Genomic DNA, 18,938 nt, shown 5'->3' on the forward strand with positions numbered 1-18,938 from the left:
TGGCAATCTTTTGTCCCGTTTTTTCATATTTGCTGCCGGATGCCTACGCCCTGCGGTGTGTTTGCCCTCGGTTCGCAAGGCTCTGAGCTGACTTCGTTCAGGCGCTTGATGGTGTTCAATGGGCTTCGTTCGACGCTGCCTCGATGGCGGCGTTTTTTCCAAGGAATGGAGCCGCGAATGTCTATTAACGAAGTCACTGCCAGCAACTCTGCAATACCGATGGAAAATGCTGCCCCACTGTCGAATGTCGCCGACGGCGGCCATCTGCATGTGAAAGTGGCGGGTGAAAGCCTTGAATTCAGCTACCGGCCAGCGCTCTCGCCGAGGCCATCTTCAGCGTTGAGGCTGCCCGCTCCGATGCTGGAGGTATTGGATGAAGGGATGCTCGACCCCAATCTGAGCCATGCGTATGTCAGGGTGGCGCCTTACCCTGACATGCTGTGCGGTGACAAGGTGGTGCTGAGCTGGCATGGGCTCGATGCCGAAGGATTGCCTTATCGTCATGACGTTTCGCGCTCTGTCACCGAAGCACAGATCGGTCAGGACATCGTCTTCGTCATCAAGGGCGCGCACGTCGCGGCACTGGAGCGCGGTTCGCTGGAGCTTTACTGGACGCTCTACAGTGTCGGCCTGTCGGAACCAGTGCCATCCAGTCGCTTGCAACTGAATGTGGGCGATTCCGCCCCCGAGCTGCTTGCACCGTTCATTGAAGAGACGGTGGGCGGCACACTTGATCCCGATCGTGTTCCGCACGGCACAAGTGTCACTGTGCGACCCTATGCGCGGATGGCTGCCGGGGACCGGGTCGTCCTGTCCTGGCAAGGCGCGGAACCGACGTACACTGACGCGTTGATCGTTGAGCCGTTTGCGGTCGGCGAAGCACTGTCCTTCTGGATAAACGCTGAGCGCATCGTTCCCTATTCCCAACAAGAGGTGATGGTCAGCTATCAGGTCGAGTCAATGGATGCGCCGGTGAGACGCTCGGCAACGGCGAAAATCCTGATCGCGCCGTTGATTCGCGGCGATCTGGCGGCACCGCAGGTGCTGGAGGCGCCGGACGGCGAACTGGATGCAGCAGACACCGTGGATGGTGTGACCGTGGTGATCAGCAATGCCCAGGCCGAGGAGGGCGAGTTGGTGTATCTCAAATGCGACGGGGAATATTTCAGTCATCGCGATGATCGCGATATCACCCGGGAAACCGCTGGTCAGCCACTGGTCTTCATCGTGCCTTACCGGTTCTGGCAAGAGCATCGTGAAACCGTGGTCCAGGTGTCGTACCAGGTGGAGCGGCTGGATGACGTCAGCCATGTCTCCGGCGTTGCCCGCATTCGCGTGCGAGCCTGACGCCGGTTTGCAGTTTGAACGGCGAATCAGCCTTTGCGGGACGTTGAGGCATCCCGCAAAGGCTGGCGATGATCAGGCCCGCAGACGTGCAGCTGCACTCGACAGTAACTGTTCCGTCGCACTGAATCCCAGGCAACCATCGGTGATCGATACGCCATAACGCAAAGCAGGGTTTAAAGGCTGGCAACCTTCGAACAGATGGGACTCGATCATCATGCCGATCAGGGAGCGATCACCCTGTAGGCGTTGCTCGAGCACCTCGTTGAATATCTGGGGTTGACGCAGGGGATCCTTGCCGCTGTTGGCGTGACTGCAGTCGACCATGATCCGGCTCGGAATCTTCGAGCGGGTCAAGTCAGCATGCACCCGGGCCACGCTCTCGCGATCGTAGTTCGGACCCTTGTGGCCACCGCGCAGTACCAGGTGTGTGTCGGGGTTCCCCGGGGTCTGGATAATCGCCGGGTGCCCTTGGCTGTCGACGCCGAAGTGACGATGCGGATGCGCTGCCGAACGCATGGCGTCGACGGCTACGCTAACGCCACCGTCCGTGCCGTTCTTGAACCCCACGGGCACGTTCAGGCCGCTGGCCATTTCCCGGTGGATCTGCGATTCGGTGGTGCGTGCGCCGATGGCGACCCAGCTCAGCAGGTCGTCGAAATAGCCCGCAGCCATTGGCTGCAGCAGCTCGGTGGCGATGGGCAGGCCCAGACGGATCATCTCGAGCATCAGTTCGCGGGACAGGGTCAGACCGCCGGCCATGTCATCGCTGCCGTCCAGATGCGGATCATAGGCGAGGCCTTTCCAGCCGACAGTAGTACGTGGTTTTTCGACGTAGGCGCGCATGACCAGGAGCATTTCGTCGCTGACGTCATGTGCCAGTCGGGAAAGCTTTTCGGCGTATTCGAGCGCAGAGTGCGGGTCGTGAATCGAGCAGGGACCGACGACAACCAGCAGGCGATGATCTTCGCCGTTGAGAATCGCGCGGACCGCCTGGCGGTGGGCAGCGACTTGCTGGGCGAGGGCATTGCTCAGGGGCAATTGCTGTTTGAGCTGCAACGAGCTGGGCAGACGCAGGGTCAGTGCTTCGTTGGCAGAATTGAGGGTGGACAGTGGCAGAGCAGAAACAGACGAGTTCATATTCGGGATTCCTGGGCTGGCGGCGGGTGTTTCCCGCTCACTCGGCCCTACTGGGGTGTTCGACAATTGGCCGTATTGGCTGCGTGTGTGTGCTTGCCACCTGTGGGTGACCGATCGGAGGCGGCAGGCTGTCCCGAGCGGAGGCTGGTAAATCGCCAGGCGGTAAAACTGTCGTAACGGTAATAAGTGGCGTAGTTCATTTCGTGATTCCTCAAAGTGTCTGGTGTGTTGCTGTAAAAAATGTTGGGCCTGAAAAAACAAAACCCCCGGTCGGGAGGCCGACCGGGGGTTGAGAATTCTCTGGTAGGCGACCCGTTTTCATGGGCGCCGGTGGGTATCAGGCGCGCCAGTGGCTAAACCAATACCCAAAATAAAAGCTGGCTGGAGCGCAGACGCCATTCACCCGGGCAGCCGCAACCGAGCGCAGGGCGCTGGCGGAACGAAGCTGTGAGAGGGCGTTGAACATGGTCTGTCTCCGATGAATGCGCCGAGCTTACTAGAGGCTCGTAGGCCTGAGCAATCAGAAATTGCTATCGCTCATTCAGCGCGTTACCTATCGCTTGAGTGCCACAGACGTTGTGACACACTGGGTGTTTTGTCAGAGGCCACAAGGAAGAATCATGTCAACGCTCACTGTCGCTGCAGCACAGTCGCTTTCCATTGCTGGTGATCTGGCCGCGAACATTGCCGCTCATTTGCGTTTCATGACCGTGGCGGCGAAACACGGGGTCGAGCTTTTGGTGTTCCCCGAGCTATCCCTGACGGGCTACGAAGGCCAGTTGGCCGCTGACATGGCGATCGACCCGCAGGACGCGGTGCTGCAACCCTTGCGCGAACGGGCTCAAAAACTGGGTATCAACGCTGTCGTCGGCATGCCGATTCGTCTGAAAGAGGGTTCGCAGGCGCTGATCGGCGCTTTGACGTTAGGCGGGGACGGCTCTCTTGAGGTCTACAGCAAACAACATTTGCACACCGGTGAAGAGCGTTTCTTTGCACCCGGTTCCGGTGGCTCGTTTCTGCGTGTAGGCAGTGACAGCGTGGCACTGGCTGTCTGCGCTGATTTTTCCCACGCCAGCCACGCAGCAACCGCCGCCGGCCATGGTGCCAACCTGTATGCGGCAGGGGTGCTGATCGGAGAAAGCGGCTATGACGCAGACAGCGCGCTGCTGCAGGGGTACGCCGAAAAGCACTCGATGGCGGTGCTGATGGCTAACCATGCCGGGCTTACGGGCGGGTGGCAGTCGGCCGGGCGTAGCGCAATCTGGTCTGAAAACGGCTCGCTGGTGGTGGCTGCGCCGGGGGCGGGCGAACTGTTGGTGATAGCGCGGCGTGATGCCGGCGAATGGCAAGGGCGGGTGGTTTCCGTGGCGGTGGCGTAATGGCGTACTGTTTGCGGCGCGCGGGACCTGATGATCTGGAGTTTGCCCGAGCGCTGGCGTGTCGGAATATGCTGCGCTATTACATTGACCACGATCTGCTATGGCAGGACGAAGCGTTCGATGTTGGTTGGACCGGACGTGACAACTGGCTGATTTTGCTGGATGACGTCACCGTGGGCTTTTTCAGCCTCAGTCGTGATCGTCGGGCGTTGTACATTCGCGAGCTGCAAGTTGCCGAAAATTTTCACCGGCAGGGCGCAGGATCCTGGGCGATTGATCAGGTTATCGCCATGGTTCGCGCAGAAGGGCGCCCGGCGTTGCGCCTGACCGTATTCAAAAATAATCCGGCGCAAAGCCTGTATAAGAGAAAAGGCTTGCAGGTGTGCGGCGAGGACGAGTGTTTCCTGAGGATGCAGCTCGTTTTCAGTACACCTGTGCTCTGAAACCCACGGCTGGCAAGCCCTCGATGATGAATTGAAACTTTTTAAATGACGCTTGCCGCTAGGTCTGTCGGGCACTTTTTGCTAAGGTGTCGGGCATCCCAATAAGACCATATCGCGAGGTGTCTGCTTGATTAGGGGGCTAGTGGTCGATGACCATGATCTCGTTCGTACAGGCATTACACGTATGCTGGCCGATATCGATGGCTTGCAGGTGGTTGGCCAGGCCGAATCCGGGGAAGAATCCCTGATCAAGGCCCGTGAGTTGAAACCCGATGTGGTCCTGATGGACGTCAAGATGCCCGGTATCGGTGGTCTTGAGGCCACACGCAAGCTGTTGCGCAGTCATCCGGACATCAAGGTCGTTGCTGTCACGGTATGTGAGGAAGATCCGTTTCCGACGCGTCTGCTGCAGGCCGGTGCCGCCGGATACCTGACCAAGGGCGCGGGTCTGCCGGAAATGGTCCAGGCCATTCGGCTGGTCTTTGCCGGGCAGCGCTACATCAGTCCGCAGATTGCCCAGCAACTGGCGATCAAATCGTTCCAGCCCACCAACGATTCGCCTTTCGATGCCCTGTCCGAACGAGAAATCCAGATCGCATTGATGATTGTCGGTTGTCAGAAGGTGCAGATTATTTCCGACAAGCTCTGCCTGTCGCCGAAAACGGTGAACACCTACCGCTACCGGATCTTTGAAAAGCTGTCGATCAGCAGCGATGTCGAGCTGACCTTGCTGGCTGTACGCCACGGCATGGTTGATGCCAGCGCCTGACCATGACTGAAACATTCGATTCCGGCGCCTTCCTGGCGACTGTCAGTGGGCGTCCTGGCGTTTATCGCATGTTCGACAGCGATGCGCGCCTGCTGTACGTCGGCAAGGCCAAGAACCTCAAGAAGCGCCTTGCGAGCTATTTTCGCAAGACCGGTCTGGCGCCGAAAACCGCTGCACTGGTCGGGCGTATCGCTCAGGTCGAAACGACCATCACCGCCAACGAAACCGAGGCGTTGCTGCTTGAGCAGACGCTGATCAAGGAATGGCGCCCGCCGTACAACATTCTGTTGCGCGACGATAAGTCCTACCCCTACGTGTTTCTTTCCGACGGCCAATTCCCGCGCTTGAGCATTCATCGCGGCGCGAAAAAGGCCAAGGGCAAGTATTTCGGCCCTTACCCGAGCGCCGGGGCCATCCGCGAAAGTCTCAGTCTGCTGCAAAAGACCTTTTTCGTCCGTCAGTGCGAAGACAGCTATTACAAGAACCGCACGCGCCCGTGCCTTCAGTATCAAATCAAACGCTGCAAGGCGCCTTGTGTCGGACTGGTCGAGCCTGAGGTCTACGCCGAGGATGTTCGCCATTCGGTGATGTTTCTAGAGGGGCGCAGTCACGCGCTCACCAATGAGCTCTCTACGGCGATGGAAGAGGCCGCGATCAATCTCGAGTTTGAGCGTGCCGCCGAACTGCGCGACCAGATTGCCTTGCTGCGCCGGGTTCAGGATCAGCAAAGCATGGAAGGCGGCACTGGCGACATCGACGTCGTTGCCGCCTTCGTCAATCCGGGTGGCGCCTGCGTTCATTTGATCAGCGTGCGCGGCGGACGAGTGCTGGGCAGCAAGAACTTCTTCCCGCAGGTGGGTATCGAGGAGGACGTTGCGGAAGTCATGGCGGCGTTTCTTGGTCAGTACTTCATCAGCAGTCCGGAGCGCGACCTGCCGAGCGAACTGATCGTCAACGTGATCCCCGAAGACGCCACGGCACTGATCGATGCCATCCACGAGTTGCGCGGTCGCGAACTGTCCATCAGCCACCGGGTGCGTGGCACGCGCGCACGCTGGCAGCAGTTGGCGGTCACCAATGCCGAGCAGGCGCTGGGGGCGCGTCTGGCCAACCGCCAACACACCGCCGCGCGTTTCGATGCGCTGGCGCAAGTGCTGAATCTGGATGAGCCGCCGCAGCGCCTGGAATGCTATGACATCAGTCATTCCAGTGGCGAGGCCACCGTGGCCTCCTGTGTCGTGTTCGGCCCGGAAGGCGCGATCAAGTCCGACTATCGCCGCTACAACATTGAAGGCGTCACGGCGGGCGATGACTATGCGGCCATGCATCAGGCGTTGACCCGGCGTTTCAGCAAACTGAAGGACGGGGAGGGCAAGTTGCCGGACATCCTGTTGGTGGACGGCGGTAAGGGTCAGTTGTCGATGGCCCGCGACGTGTTGAATGAACTGGCGGTGCCTGATCTCATCCTTTTGGGTGTGGCGAAGGGCGCAACGCGCAAGGCAGGCTTCGAAACTTTGTATCTTAATGATGCCGCGCACGAGTTCACGTTGCGTGGCGATTCGCCTGCGCTGCACCTGATCCAGCAGATTCGTGACGAAGCTCACCGCTTCGCGATTACCGGACACCGCGCCCGGCGCGGTAAAACCCGCCGCACCTCGACGCTCGAAGGCGTTGCGGGCGTGGGACCGACCCGACGTCGGGACTTGTTGAAACATTTTGGTGGATTGCAGGAGCTGTCTCGTGCAAGCATCGAAGAGATCGCCAAAGCACCGGGGATCAGTAAAAAGCTCGCAGAGTCGATTTATGCAAACCTGCATAGCGAGTAGAATGCCAACTCACCTCGTAGCCAGTTGTGCCGATGAATATCCCTAATCTGATTACCGTTCTACGCGTCCTGCTCATCCCGATCTTCATATTGCTGTTCTATCTGCCTTACCAGTGGAGTTACATGGCGTCCGCCTCGGTATTCGCCTTTGCGGCGGCCACTGACTGGCTGGATGGCTACCTGGCACGTCGCCTGGAGCAAAGCACGCCGTTCGGCGCCTTCCTCGATCCGGTCGCCGACAAGCTGATGGTGGCCGTGGCATTGGTGCTGTTGGTGCAGGAACACGGCAACTTGTGGCTGACGCTGCCCGCTGCAGTCATCATTGGCCGAGAGATCGTCGTCTCGGCCTTGCGTGAGTGGATGGCCGAACTCGGCGCCCGTGCCCACGTAGCGGTGTCCAATCTCGGCAAGTGGAAAACTGCGGCGCAGATGCTGGCGCTGGTGATCCTGCTGGCCAATCCTCGCGACTTCAGCTTCTGGGTCTTGCTGGGTTACTCGTTGCTGATGATCTCGGCAGGCCTGACATTGTGGTCGATGGTTCAATACCTGCGGGCTGCCTGGCCACATCTGAAAACCGACGTTGAAAAGAAATAAAACTTTTTTGAATCAAAGGGTTGACGGGGCATCTGAAATCTATAGAATGCGCCACACCAAGCGGGAATAGCTCAGTTGGTAGAGCACGACCTTGCCAAGGTCGGGGTCGCGAGTTCGAGTCTCGTTTCCCGCTCCAAGTTTGTACGCGGTTGTTGTTGTGCTACTAGACAGCGATCGTTTGAGGCCGAGTAGCAAAATGGTTATGCAGTGGATTGCAAATCCACCTACGCCGGTTCGATTCCGACCTCGGCCTCCACTATAAACAAGCTCCGTAGATCGATGATTTACGGAGCTTTTTTATTTCCAGTGCGCTGCAAGATTTAGTCTTGAAATCAGCCACTGCGAACTTGCTTCAACGGGACGTGATGTATATATTTCCCGCTCTGCTTCACAAGGCTCAATACAGTCAAGTACGTTGAATGACTGATATGAGCGCTGCACCGCGCTACCGCCCGAATGGCGAAACTGGTAGACGCATGGGACTTAAAATCCCCCGCTCGTAAGGGCGTGCCGGTTCGATTCCGGCTTCGGGCACCATGAATATCAAGGGCTTGCATGAAATACCTCGTGCAAGCCCTTAGTTCTTTTTTCCGCAATCAGAAAATCTTTTCCGCAATTCGAAACCGTTGGTCACTTCGTAGGGGTTACCTTCATGCCCTTACGCATCCGAATGTACTGCTCCGTCATCCCGACAGTTGTATGCCCTAACTGGTCTCGAGCTTCGCGAATGCTCCCCGTCGACTCCTCTTTGTCAGTTGCCGCTTTTGCTCGTAAATCCCGCATCTGAAATTCTGCTTTCGGAATCCCGGCTGCCTCCCTAGCGTCATCAAATCTTTTCCTGAGCATGCTCGTCGTCATCGGCTGTCCAGAGTCGATTACCACAAGGCGTGTTGATCTGATTTTGTAGCCAGCCTTTCGAGCCATGATTCGATCTATCACAATTTTGAGCTCTCCAATAATCTCGATCCTTCGTTTCGCACCAGTCTTCCCCTGCTGGACGGAAAGCTTTCCGTCTTTGATATCTCGCTCATCCATCTTCAGTGTGTCGGCCACCCTTTGTCCTGTCAGATAGAACAGGTCCAGGGCATCTCTCAATGGTTGATCGGCGTACAGATATGCTTTGGCAAGAACGTCGTCTTCGACATATACGTCGCGACCAGATTCCTTATTGCCCTTTATCCCGGCGCAGGGGTTTGCCAGAGACGTGTAACCATTCTCGCGAGCAAAGTTCCAAATGGAGCTGAGTAAGGCCTTTTCTCGATTCGCGCGAATTGGTGCTGTTTTGCCCCGGTGACGAAGGTACTGACTGACATGCTTCGGTTCGATCGCTTCAAGCGGGGCAGGCGGATCGTTGAAGAACAGCAGAAGGTTTTTAAGTTCGCGCGCGTTGTCCTTTTGAGTGGCATGGGCTTTGGTTGGAACGACCTCCTTCGTATAGAGCTCGGCAACGTATGCAAAAGTTAATACTTCTTGCATTAAAGCCTGAGATACACGGCTTTTCTCCAGTTTTGCGTACTCTAAGATGGCAAGGCCATAGTCAGTACCCAGGGGGATTTCTTTGCGCGGTTTTCCACCAGTGTCGTACAAGTAGTAGGTTGTTTTGCCGCGCTTTCTCTCACGCAAGCGGGGAATGCTCCCCGGTTTCGTTGGTCTTCGTCCCATCTATCCCACCAAGCGTGGCTGCCACTTCGGCGTTTCCGATGTGGTGGTGGTTGACCCTGTTAGCGCTGAAGTCACGACGCAGGGCCATCCATTCCTTTTTATCGTATGGCGGATGCCATTTCTCTTTAAAACGGTGATCTGACCTGCTTTAGTTTTGGCGCCGGTCAATTCGCATACTTGCTCATGGCTTAAAAACTGGATTGTCATGCTGCCTCCTTGCTAGGTCCTAAAGCGTTTCTCAAAGGTGCTTGCTGATTGGAGTGTTCGTCCTTCGAGGTCGGCGGCAAGCTTCCTGCCATCGCAAGTGCTTGTGTACGAAGGGACCGAGCATCACGTTCAAGTTTCTTCCCGGTACGAAAAGCGCTGAACGTCTCGGCCGCGATACGCAGCAGCTCGCCGATGGCGATCAGCGTCTGGTGCTCGGCCGGGCCGAAGTGCGGATCTGCTTCAAGTCGTTTGCAGGCTTGTGCCAGGCGCGTGTAATCGGCTCGGATGAACTGCAGAGAGGACTGAAGCTCTCGGATGGTTTTGGCACTTGCGGCGCGCTGGATATCTTCGCCCTCGCGTAGGCCGGTCTTTCGTCCATCGCTGCGGCCCATGATGTAACCGCCCCAGACAAGCAAGGCGGCTAGAACTATCAGGATGACGAGTGCGCCGACTTGTATTGGGGTCATCATGTGGTGTGCTCCTGAGATTGTTGTTGGCTGGTGGTGACAGCCGTCAGTGGTGTGGGGGCGACATTGCGTTGGCCGTCCTGTTGGCGCTGCATGTGTTCATCGGCCTTGTAGGCGCGGATGTCGATCAGCGAGGCAACGTGGCGGATGTGCGCGTACTTCAGCGCTTTACGACTGGTGTCCAGCGTAGTGATCGGCAGCTGAATTCTGCCGCTCTGGATTTCCGCCACGAAGGACTGTTCGTTGAGGTTGCGAAAGTACTGCTCGCGCACTTTTTCCAGGGGGACCAGGACGTCGCCGAAGATGCGGTAGAGCAGTTCAACAGTGGCTGACTCCGGTGCAGCGTGCAGACGAAGTGGGTTCTGGTTAGCGGCTTTCATTAGCTTATCCACGTCCTGACTGTCGTTCTGAGGTTGAGCACTGCCTCTTCAGCGGTGCCTCCATGCCTCGATATGTATTCATTGCCAGCCTGGGCCCCTGCGTTGGTCAGCAGCATCGTGAGCGAGGCACGCCAGTCGAGTTCCGTCTTGCGAATGTTGAATGCAAAATCCCCGTGGTCGAACGTCGGAGTCGCATTGAGTAACTCAGCAATGGTTTCTAGCTCCATTGCTTCACGCTGCAGCTCCATTAGCTGGTACTGCGTCCAGTCTGCCTTGATATCAAATCGCTCCTCCAATTGTGCAATCGCGGCAATTTGAGTGATCACCTCGTGAATCTTGTGACGGCTACGCTGCTTTGCGGGCGTGCGTAAAAGGTCAATGAGGTACTGATCCATCAGATGGTTATTCATGTGTTCTTTTCCTTTTGGAGTGAGCCCATGTATTCAGGCAGTGGCGTCTGGTCAGCTCGCGCAGATGTTCGGGCACTTCGAGGAGCGCGGCGTTGCGCTCCTCGCGTGTGCGCATGGCAACGATCTGGCGGGCGTACTCCCTAGGCCACGTCACGGCGATCTGCCGGGATGGCAGGAAGATCGATGTCCAGCTGCTCGGCCAGCCAGCGGATGCCGGCTTGCATGACGCGGGTCGACTGGCTGTACTGCATTCCGCATTTTTCGTCATACCAGGGGCTGTCCTTGATCCGCAGGTACGCTTTGTCGCGCTTCGGGTCTGCCGGCAGGTTTCCCTTGAGCAAACCTTTTTCCCGCATGAGAGCGATCAATTTGGGGCGAGTGAGGCCGAGTTGTGCGGCTGCTTGGGCGAGGGTGCGTTCCATATCGTCCTCCTCATGCCGCGTGCGCAGCAGGAGTGGCCGCTGCAGCAAGGTGGTTGATGGACTCAAGGAGCCTTGCGTAGATCTCGGCATCGGGGTCGTACAAGGTGAAGCAGCGCGTATGCGGACTCTTGTTGCCGATGCTCAAGATGGCGGTGACCCCGCGGCGTGTATGAGTGCGATGCAGCGCCACATGCAGGGGAAGTTCAAAACCCATGTCGAGGCTCAGCACGCCGCCGGTGTGCACCAGTTCGAACACGCGCTGCTTGTCCTGGATATCAAAACGGCCGTATTGACGATCCGCATGTGGGAGATGCACCAGATCGCTGGAGTTGCTCGCGTCGAACGGACCGTTGGCAATCTCTTCAATAAAGTCGGCCAGTTTGAGGTGCATCTTCTTGTCGTTTGGCAGGGTCAGCGTGTGGCGTTCGCTGCGCAGCTCCACGACAAAAGTGCTTTCCACTGCGCCGCGCTCAGCCTTGAGACGGAATGCCAGGCATTCACGCTTCGGTGCTGTGCGCAGGACGTGGTTGAAGGTCTCGGTTAGGCTGACCTGGGCGTTAAGCAACTGCAGGGTGCGGTTGTCGATCTTGTACTTGATCATGCCGCATGCCCTCCACCGTTCGGATCGATAGGAGAGGGCTGGCAGGACTTGGCGACAAGCTTGGGTTTGCTGTTACGAATGACGACCAGGCAGCCCGTGGTGAGCTGCAGCTGTTCAATCAGTTTGCGATTGCTGACGCATGCTGGATGGACATGCAAGGTTGCGGTGGTGCGCATAGGTATTGCCTCGCTCTGTGGTAAAGAGTGAGGCGAATATCAACCAGTGGTTAAATTAAGTCAACAACCATCAGGTGAAAATGTGGGGTTTACTATTCACTCGGGAGTGAATGAACCAACGATTTTTCCGCAAATTTGCATTTCATCCGTCATTTCAATGATGGGGTATTGCGGGTTTATAGGTTTTAAGTAGTGCTTTCCGGCGTCCTTCACTAACACCTTGAACGTGGCTTCGTTGCTGCTCGGCAAAGAAGCGATCACTCGATCACCGTTGTTCACAGCGAGATCGGGATCGACAAAAATGATGCAGCCCTCTGGATAGCTGCGACCTGGGCCGGTATTTGTCATTGAGTCTCCGACAACGCGAAGCGCATACCCCGATCTGCTGATATTCACAGGGCAGGGCACCCACTGTTCGGCATGGAGTAGTTCGACGGTAGGCGCAATCTCGCACCAAGCTCCAGCTTGAACCCATGAGATCAGCGGCACTTTGTTCATGCTTGATGTCAAGGCGATAACATTCTCGTCCTGCGCTACTTGCTGATTACCTGTTTCATGAGGAAAAACTGGCATGACCCCATGCTCAAGCCACTCCCTGCGCACGCCTAGCCAGGCGGATAGCGCCGTTAAACTATCGATTTCTGGAATAGCCGCCCCGTTTAGCCATTTACTGACGGCTTGGGCGGTCTTAACCACTCCCTTGGAGCTGAGCTGTTTGATGATGTCTGCCCCTCGGCCACGCTGACGTACGCCATTGGCGTCCAGTGCAGTATTAAGCCGCTCGGCAAACATAAGTCTTTCGGATTCTTTATCAATCATAGGTTGATAGTCACATAATGATTGCTAATCTGTCAGTTGAACATTATTATCAACCGACAGTTGAAAGGAGGCATTCATGCTTAACCCACAGAGCTTCCCAAATGCCATTGCCTTCGCCTTTGAGGCTGTAGGCGGTATTGGAGCAGCAGCACGTGTGTGTGGACGCAGTTATCAAGCACTCAACAAGTGGAGGCTAGCAGCTTCGTTACCACGCACCGATTACACAGGTGAGACGGAGTACGCGAAATTGCTTGCTGCAGCTGCACGAGAAAAAGGCAACCCATTCGACGCCGATTGGCTGCTCGGAAAATCTGCACCACAGAAAGCTGCATAGAAAAAAGGCGACCCAAGGGTCGCCCAGTTTCTCCCGACAGCATCACCACAACGCAGTCGGGTCGCGATGGCAGAAGGCGAGCACACCACATGCCGCCGACTTTCATCGCGTTTCCAAGGCTCGGAAGCCTTGGTGTTGCTGCCGTTCTTACCACAGAGCTGGCAGCTGTTGCGCCAGGGGTGAACAACGGATTGTTCGCCCCGGCACGGTGCCGGTGTTGGTCTTACGAACCTAGCCGGCTTTGGGCCTCTCCAGACCACGCGGCAAATGTATCACCAACTTCTGTCGCGCGGCACTGGCAACTTTTAGGATTAATGCCATGAGCCGTATCGCTCTTAGTTCTTTGGAACGGGCGCAGCGGGAAATCCTGCCGCTCGATTTAGCGCTGTACCACGCCGCTCGCGATTACCCGGGCGGCGCTGCTGCCATCGCAGCCACCACTGGCCGCAACCCGACCACGCTGCAACACAAGCTGTCGCCAACCCACCCGAGCCACTCCATCAACATTCAGGAGTTCGGCGAGATCCTCGAACTGACCAAGGATCGCCGCATTCTTGATGCGGTGCATGCGCTGGTCGGTGACACGGTCTGGCAGGAGCTGGCCGACACCTACACCAACGATATGCCCGAGACCTTGACCACCGGCATCGCCGAATACTTTCGCCAGGTCGCTGATCTGGCCGAGACTTGGGCCAAGAGCATCGGCGACGGTGTGGTGACTGATCAGGAACTCGCCGCGATTCGCCTGCAGGTGTTCCGAGGTATTCAAGGTCTGCTGGGTTTGTTCAACCGCGCCACCTACGTCAACCAGACGACGCGAGGTGCCGACCGTGGCTGACATCGCCGATTTCGCCAACGATCTGGTGCAGGAACGCATCGATCAGGCCATGGCCGCGCGCAGCGCTGCCAAAGCAGAAAGCGCTGCCCATTCTTTGCTGTTCTGTGAAGCCTGTGACGATCCGATTCCGGAAGCGCGCCGCCTGGCCCAACCGGGTTGCTCGCAGTGCATCAGCTGTCAGTCCCTCTCTGAGCGGGGGATTCAGCATGCTCGATGAGGTATTGGGCCAATTCGCCGATTACGGTCTGGAGCCAGCGCAACCGCTGGTGTTCGGCAAGCTGACCCGCTGCAAGACATCGCAGGACAAGGGCAAGGAAAAGAACGGCTGGTACGTGGTGCACGAGCAGCGCACGGAGAAGGGCGACACCCTGATCTTTGGCGCCTTCGGTGACTGGCGTTCGGGCGAGACGCAGAAGATCAAGGTCAAGGCCGGCCGCATGTCGCCTGAAGAGCGTGAAGTGATGCGCGCCCGCCAGGAGGAAGCCAAGCGCCGCGCTGCCGAAATCGCGAGTAACGCTGCGCGGCGGGCCGCGAAAAGGGCGCAGGGTTTGTTCGAGCGCATGCCGACCACCGGCCGCAGCGACTACCTGGACCGTAAGCAGATCGTTGGTATCAACGTTCGTTACGCGCCGCGCACCGGTGCAGTACTGGTGCCGATGAACAATGCCCGTGATCAGATCATGGGCCTGCAGGTGATCTTCCCGAACAAGCAGGAAGACACCGGCCGCGACAAATCCTACTGGCCTTACGGGATGGCGAAGGAGGGCACTTTCCACCTGCTCGGTCCGCACCCGGTACCGGGCGAACCGGTGCTGGTCTGTGAGGGGTACGCCACCGGCGCCAGCCTGCACATGGCGACGTCGCTTGCCGTGGCTGTGGCCTTCGATGCGGGCAACTTGTTGGCCGTGTGTAAGGTCATGCGCGAGCGCTTCGCCGGCTGCCCGCTGATCATCTGCCGCGACGACGACTGGAAGACCACCAAGCCTAATGGCGATGCCTGGAATCCGGGCGACGAGAAGGCGAGCAATGCTGCGTTGATCGTCGGCGCTCAGGTCGTTGCGCCGATCTTCTCTGTCGAGCGTCATGACAAGTGGACCGACTTCAACGACCTGCACGTCGCTGAAGGCCTCGACGCGGTTCGCCGTCAGGTGCTGGCCGTGGTCCGCCCACCGGCAGCCGGTGGCTGGAAAGATCAGTTGGCTCGCAGTGAAAGCGGCGCCTTGATCGCGCACATGCAGAACGTCGAACTGATCCTGGCTCACGACGAACGCTGGGCCGGGGTGATCAGCTACTGCGCCTTCAGCTCGAAGATCGTCAAGCTGCGTGCGGCGCCCTATGGCGGCGGCACCGGAGAGTGGGCCGACATTGATGACGTGCGGGTGATGAAGTGGCTCGCACAGCAGTACAACCTGCGTGTGAAGTCCTCGCACGTGATCGAGGCCGTCAGCGTCGTGGCGCACGACCACGCCTTTCACCCGGTGCGCGAGTACCTGAAAAAGCTGGAGTGGGACCGCGTGTCACGCCTGGAGCGTTGGTTGACCGATGTCATGGGGGTGAAGGCAACCGACTACACGTCCAAGGTTGGCAAGCGCTGGATGATCTCGGCCGTGGCGCGGGTGATGAAACCCGGCTGCAAGGCTGACTCGGTGATGATCCTCGAAGGCGTACAGGGCGCCGGTAAGTCGACCGCGATGAGTGTGCTCGGCGGCGAGTGGTTCATGGACACGCCGTTTGCCCTCGGCGACAAGGATGGCTTTCAGGCGATTCGCGGTAAGTGGATTGTCGAGCTCGGCGAGCTGGACAGCTTCAACAAGGCCGAAAGTACCAAGGCCAAACAGTTCTTCTCGGCGTCCACCGACACCTACCGCGAAAGCTATGGCCGTAGAACCCTGGACGTGCCACGCCAGTGTGTCTTCGTCGGTACCACGAACCAGGACGAGTACCTCAAGGACGCCACCGGCAACCGTCGTTATTGGCCGGTGGCCTGTACCAAGGTCGACGTGGCGTTGCTGCGCGAGATCCGCGACCAGTTGTGGGCCGAAGCGATGTTCTGCTTTGAGGCCGGCGACCTCTGGTGGGTAACGCGAGAAGAAGCGCCGATGTTCAGCGAGGAGCAGGACGAACGCTTTGTGGTGGACGAATGGGAAACGCCCATCCTGACCTGGCTCGAAGAGTCGCAGATCGGCGAGACCACCACCGGCAGTGAAGTGATGAGTCAGGCGCTCAAGCTCGATCCCGGTCATTGGGGCAAACCCGAGCAGATGCGTGTGGGTGCGATCCTGCATCGATTGGGGTGGCGACGTTTCCGTTTGGGCGCCTTGAGCAAGAGCGGCCAGCGGCCATGGGCGTACAAGAAACCTGAGGGTTGGGGCAGGGCGCCGGCGCTGGAACAACCTGAGCTTGAGGAGCCGTGCTTCGATGATTAAAGCGATCGATATGGCCCTTAAGCAGTGGGCGCAGGAGCTTCACAGCGACGAGGTCGCCGCCGGTTACTCGGGCGGCAACATGGTCGCCATGATGATGGAGAGCGGCGGTCAGCTTGTGCGCGGAAGGCGCGGCAGCAGGGTGCCGCTGGAGGCCTCCCTGGACATTGAGCGCATCGTCAAGAAACGCCTTGATCCCGAGTTGATGACGGTGGTGCAGGTGCATTACTTCCAGCCTGATGCGCCTCTGACTGCGCGTCTGGCTGAGAGTGGCTGCACACGCAACCTCTACTACCAGCGCCTGCATGACGCTCACATCGTGGTTGAGCACTTCCTCCTGGGGGAAGCGGCTTGATCGTGGGCATTACTATGGCTCGCGCCGTCCCACTGGCCTGCCTCCGTCCCACTGCTTTTTGCGGTGGTGGGACGGGCGCAGGCCCCGTCGTTGTTGGGCTGTCCCACCGTCCCACCTTTTTCATGCCTCCCGCCCGTGTATGCGTAGCGGGCATCAATGCGCGTGTTCACGCGCACGCGTGTTTTTAAATATTCTCTCTATACACGAGAAAAGAGAGATAAAAGTAGGACGGTGGGGCAAAGCCCCAATCTGCGGGGCTTTCAGACGTCCCACCTTGATTTAGAGAGGTGGGACGCATGGGACGCCAGAAAAGCAAAAGACGGCCGGGATAGATATTCACCGACATTCGCCAGCCGTTCACCGAGCGTCACCCACACATTCACCGGATGGCATTAAAACGGTCTTGCTGCCACCAGAATCGACCTGTAAAAAGGGGCCATCTTCGATGGGTGCGACCGCAAAGCGCGGTAGGCCACCCACCACCTGACCCGGCCATTGCGCCGGGTCTTTTTGTTTAAGGGGCCGGGCAATGACGAACGAGCAACAGGCACTGGCAGAGATGCCGATCTGGTTGGTGATTGCCCTGTCCCTGGTTGGCGGTGTCTCCGGCGAGATGTGGCGCGCCGACAAGGATGGAGCACGAGGCTGGGCCTTACTGCGCCGCCTCGCACTTCGGTCCGGCGCCTGCATCGTCTGCGGCGTGTCAGCAATGATGTTGCTGTTCGGTGCAGGCCTGTCGATCTGGACAGCCGGCGCCCTCGGTTGCCTGACTGCGATGGCCGGCGCCGATGTCGCCATCGGCTTGTACGAACGCTGGGTGGCCAAACGGCTCGATCTGAGCGAGGCAGAACCGAAGGCATGAGCCGGGGAGGCCGGACGGGGCGCAGATTTCACGGGTCCTCCCCGAGGGCCGCCCCCTACACGGGTTATCGAACTCGCGGAATCTCTCTAGCTGAAACCTTTGCAGGGATGTCCGTCTTTCCAAAGGGATGGGGGCAGGGCATGGCACTCGGATGCCGAGTCGATCGACCGGACCGGGCAGAAAACCGCCGGGGACCCTGGGGACTTTCGAAGGGTACGGGGTCGGAAACCCGCGGGATCATATTAGTGGGAGGCCCGCCAGCTTACTGAAATTTCAATCATTGAAATCTTGAAAGGATTCATTGAAAAGCCGTTGAAAACGACCTTGAATGCTTCGAGGCAACATGGGCTTTTCAACAGCCACACGCTTAAGAAGTGCCGCTTGGTTTTGGTGGAGAAGGGGACTCTCGAGCGGTAAGCCACTGCGGCATTGCTGCTTAAGCCGCTCATCTTGGCCCCGCTACTGCTGCGACACCGCTCGGACATGATTCTGCGCGACTTCTTAAGCCGTCAGGCCTACGCTTGGCATTCATTTGTTTTTCAAACTCCGAAACACTCGCTCCGTTGACGCATTGTCCTAGCAGTTTCCGCGGCGACTCATGCTCCGACGAATGCGATAAAGCCAGAGTCGTTGGCTATTCTGGCGGCTGCCATATTGCGAACCCTGATCCGAGTAAGACGTAGCAGGAGCGGGTGACCTCAACGACCGCACAAAGCCCATTAGCTGGCTCGTAGGTGCTCAACTGATCAATCAGCGCGTGCAATGGTGCTCTTGCGACATCAAGAACGCGGCCCCCGTATTAAAATGGATTTCTCCCGCTCAAGGCGAGCAATTCGAGCCTACAGTTCCTGGATTCTTTCTGCTCAGGCGTAGGCGCTTTGCTCTGCGGAGTGGCGCCGGTGCGTTCTTGCTGAAGCTGGTTAACCCAGCGGCCCAAAGCGGATTCGACCACGCCGAGCGAGCGGCAGGCTGCGATGTGGCTATAGCCTTGATCGAGCACGAGACTTGCGGCTTTGCGTCTGAATTTAGCGGAAAGGAACGCCGTTGTTTGGTCATCAGAGACTCCTATCTGAAGAGCATCCTCGCCTAAATGGATGTCCGATTTCATTAGGCCACTACATAATGTTTCTGATCACCGGCTCTTTTTCCGTCAGGTCATTGTATTTCCATGGTTGGCCGACCGTTGCTGCTATTGGGACGAACAAGAGCTCGCCTACCGTCTTTTAAATTCCCTAAACGCCACACCTTTGCCATTGTCTCCCACATTTGAGGGATTCATGCAGGCAAAATCTTTGTTGGCTTCATCGAAGTCGCCAGGTCTTAGCGACTGACAACAGTCCTGTCCAGTGGCTGCTTCTGGCCGATTCTGTTGAAAAAGTAGCTCCCCTGTTTGACCTGCGGCAAAATTGCTTCATTGGCCGGCGGGGGATCACAGAGCATGATTGGACAGTTATCGAGTGGGCAGGATCGGCTGTTTTACTCGTTCAA

Annotated in this window: 22 protein-coding genes, 3 tRNA genes and 1 pseudogene; 15 read left to right on the forward strand and 11 right to left on the reverse strand. The window is 57.9% G+C overall.

Translation table 11 applies throughout. The features are described 5' to 3' along the window. Positions 1 to 177: 177 nt before the first annotated feature. Positions 178 to 1,347, forward strand: a complete 1,170-nt coding sequence (locus HBN98_RS23130) for a hypothetical protein (RefSeq protein ID WP_083368973.1) — start codon at positions 178 to 180, stop codon at positions 1,345 to 1,347. A gap of 72 nt (positions 1,348 to 1,419) precedes the next feature. Here HBN98_RS23130 and HBN98_RS23135 read toward each other — a convergent pair whose 3' ends face one another. Then, positions 1,420 to 2,484: a 3-deoxy-7-phosphoheptulonate synthase gene (locus HBN98_RS23135; protein ID WP_083368974.1), complete on the reverse strand. Its 1,065-nt coding sequence runs from the start codon at positions 2,482 to 2,484 to the stop codon at positions 1,420 to 1,422. A gap of 620 nt (positions 2,485 to 3,104) precedes the next feature. On the opposite strand from HBN98_RS23135, the gene HBN98_RS23140 reads away from it, so the two are divergent. The 8 genes from HBN98_RS23140 to HBN98_RS23175 all read left to right on the forward strand — a co-directional run bounded on the left by HBN98_RS23140 (position 3,105) and on the right by HBN98_RS23175 (position 8,031). Beyond that, positions 3,105 to 3,863 (forward strand): carbon-nitrogen hydrolase family protein, encoded by a 759-nt coding sequence (locus HBN98_RS23140; protein ID WP_083368975.1) that lies wholly within the window; start codon positions 3,105 to 3,107, stop codon positions 3,861 to 3,863. Then, the gene (locus HBN98_RS23145; protein WP_083368976.1) at positions 3,863 to 4,306 is read left to right on the forward strand and encodes a GNAT family N-acetyltransferase; all 444 of its coding nucleotides are present in this window, start codon (positions 3,863 to 3,865) and stop codon (positions 4,304 to 4,306) included. Before HBN98_RS23140 ends, HBN98_RS23145 begins: the two co-directional genes overlap by 1 nt. Positions 4,307 to 4,433: 127 nt before the next feature. Beyond that, a complete protein-coding gene (gene gacA / locus HBN98_RS23150; RefSeq protein WP_083368977.1) occupies positions 4,434 to 5,075 on the forward strand; it encodes a response regulator transcription factor GacA in 642 nt (213 codons plus the stop codon). A gap of 2 nt (positions 5,076 to 5,077) precedes the next feature. After that, entirely contained in the window at positions 5,078 to 6,901 is a 1,824-nt protein-coding gene (gene uvrC / locus HBN98_RS23155) for an excinuclease ABC subunit UvrC (protein ID WP_083368978.1), read from the forward strand. 32 nt (positions 6,902 to 6,933) lie between these two features. Then, positions 6,934 to 7,494, forward strand: a complete 561-nt coding sequence (pgsA, locus tag HBN98_RS23160) for a CDP-diacylglycerol--glycerol-3-phosphate 3-phosphatidyltransferase (RefSeq protein ID WP_007965084.1) — start codon at positions 6,934 to 6,936, stop codon at positions 7,492 to 7,494. 60 nt (positions 7,495 to 7,554) lie between these two features. Beyond that, a tRNA-Gly gene (locus HBN98_RS23165) sits at positions 7,555 to 7,630 on the forward strand. A gap of 46 nt (positions 7,631 to 7,676) precedes the next feature. Then, positions 7,677 to 7,750: transfer RNA gene (locus tag HBN98_RS23170), tRNA-Cys, on the forward strand. Positions 7,751 to 7,944: 194 nt separating this feature from the next. After that, positions 7,945 to 8,031: transfer RNA gene (locus HBN98_RS23175), tRNA-Leu, on the forward strand. A 93-nt stretch (positions 8,032 to 8,124) separates the two neighbouring features. On the opposite strand, the gene HBN98_RS23180 is transcribed toward HBN98_RS23175, so the two are convergent. The 9 genes from HBN98_RS23180 to HBN98_RS23220 form a co-directional block, all read right to left on the reverse strand. Next, positions 8,125 to 9,156: a site-specific integrase gene (locus HBN98_RS23180; protein ID WP_083368979.1), complete on the reverse strand. Its 1,032-nt coding sequence runs from the start codon at positions 9,154 to 9,156 to the stop codon at positions 8,125 to 8,127. Beyond that, on the reverse strand, positions 9,157 to 9,363 hold the full coding sequence (locus tag HBN98_RS23185; RefSeq protein ID WP_083368980.1) for a DUF4224 domain-containing protein: 207 nt from the start codon (positions 9,361 to 9,363) through the stop codon (positions 9,157 to 9,159). After that, positions 9,360 to 9,833 (reverse strand): hypothetical protein, encoded by a 474-nt coding sequence (locus tag HBN98_RS23190; RefSeq protein ID WP_083368981.1) that lies wholly within the window; start codon positions 9,831 to 9,833, stop codon positions 9,360 to 9,362. The genes HBN98_RS23185 and HBN98_RS23190 overlap by 4 nt, the downstream gene beginning before the upstream one ends. After that, positions 9,830 to 10,210 carry a pyocin activator PrtN family protein gene (locus HBN98_RS23195; RefSeq protein WP_083368982.1) on the reverse strand — a complete coding sequence of 127 codons (381 nt, stop codon included), beginning with the start codon at positions 10,208 to 10,210 and terminating at the stop codon, positions 9,830 to 9,832. Before HBN98_RS23195 ends, HBN98_RS23190 begins: the two co-directional genes overlap by 4 nt. Then, on the reverse strand, positions 10,210 to 10,620 hold the full coding sequence (locus tag HBN98_RS23200; RefSeq protein WP_083368983.1) for a hypothetical protein: 411 nt from the start codon (positions 10,618 to 10,620) through the stop codon (positions 10,210 to 10,212). The genes HBN98_RS23195 and HBN98_RS23200 overlap by 1 nt, the downstream gene beginning before the upstream one ends. Positions 10,621 to 10,760: 140 nt before the next feature. Next, positions 10,761 to 11,042, reverse strand: coding sequence for a phage antirepressor KilAC domain-containing protein (locus HBN98_RS23205; RefSeq protein WP_083368984.1), 282 nt, complete (start codon positions 11,040 to 11,042; stop codon positions 10,761 to 10,763). A 10-nt stretch (positions 11,043 to 11,052) separates the two neighbouring features. Then, a complete protein-coding gene (locus HBN98_RS23210) occupies positions 11,053 to 11,643 on the reverse strand; it encodes a hypothetical protein (RefSeq protein ID WP_083368985.1) in 591 nt (196 codons plus the stop codon). Further along, entirely contained in the window at positions 11,640 to 11,819 is a 180-nt protein-coding gene (locus tag HBN98_RS23215) for a hypothetical protein (protein WP_083368986.1), read from the reverse strand. Before HBN98_RS23215 ends, HBN98_RS23210 begins: the two co-directional genes overlap by 4 nt. 96 nt (positions 11,820 to 11,915) lie before the next feature. Further along, entirely contained in the window at positions 11,916 to 12,638 is a 723-nt protein-coding gene (locus HBN98_RS23220; protein ID WP_083368987.1) for a LexA family protein, read from the reverse strand. Between the two features lie 76 nt (positions 12,639 to 12,714). Here HBN98_RS23220 and HBN98_RS23225 point away from each other — a divergent pair, with 76 nt between their 5' ends. The 6 genes from HBN98_RS23225 (at position 12,715) to HBN98_RS23250 (ending at position 17,450) form a co-directional block, all read left to right on the forward strand. Then, on the forward strand, positions 12,715 to 12,972 hold the full coding sequence (locus HBN98_RS23225) for a hypothetical protein (protein WP_083368988.1): 258 nt from the start codon (positions 12,715 to 12,717) through the stop codon (positions 12,970 to 12,972). A 319-nt stretch (positions 12,973 to 13,291) separates the two neighbouring features. Continuing rightward, entirely contained in the window at positions 13,292 to 13,810 is a 519-nt protein-coding gene (locus HBN98_RS23230) for a phage regulatory CII family protein (RefSeq protein WP_083368989.1), read from the forward strand. Beyond that, a complete protein-coding gene (locus HBN98_RS23235) occupies positions 13,803 to 14,027 on the forward strand; it encodes a TraR/DksA family transcriptional regulator (protein ID WP_008080171.1) in 225 nt (74 codons plus the stop codon). Before HBN98_RS23230 ends, HBN98_RS23235 begins: the two co-directional genes overlap by 8 nt. After that, on the forward strand, positions 14,017 to 16,236 hold the full coding sequence (locus tag HBN98_RS23240; RefSeq protein WP_083368990.1) for a VapE domain-containing protein: 2,220 nt from the start codon (positions 14,017 to 14,019) through the stop codon (positions 16,234 to 16,236). The genes HBN98_RS23235 and HBN98_RS23240 overlap by 11 nt, the downstream gene beginning before the upstream one ends. After that, on the forward strand, positions 16,229 to 16,588 hold the full coding sequence (locus HBN98_RS23245; protein WP_047301475.1) for a PA0613 family protein: 360 nt from the start codon (positions 16,229 to 16,231) through the stop codon (positions 16,586 to 16,588). The genes HBN98_RS23240 and HBN98_RS23245 overlap by 8 nt, the downstream gene beginning before the upstream one ends. A 529-nt stretch (positions 16,589 to 17,117) precedes the next feature. Then, complete coding sequence (locus HBN98_RS23250) at positions 17,118 to 17,450, forward strand: phage holin family protein (RefSeq protein ID WP_008080174.1); 333 nt, start codon at positions 17,118 to 17,120, stop codon at positions 17,448 to 17,450. Between the two features lie 679 nt (positions 17,451 to 18,129). Here HBN98_RS23250 and HBN98_RS23255 read toward each other — a convergent pair. Beyond that, positions 18,130 to 18,506: pseudogene (locus tag HBN98_RS23255) on the reverse strand (transposase); the annotation flags it as partial. Positions 18,507 to 18,938: the final 432 nt, after the last annotated feature.

The organism is Pseudomonas koreensis, assembly GCF_012986595.1.
GTDB classification, from domain to species: Bacteria; Pseudomonadota; Gammaproteobacteria; order Pseudomonadales; family Pseudomonadaceae; genus Aquipseudomonas; species Aquipseudomonas koreensis.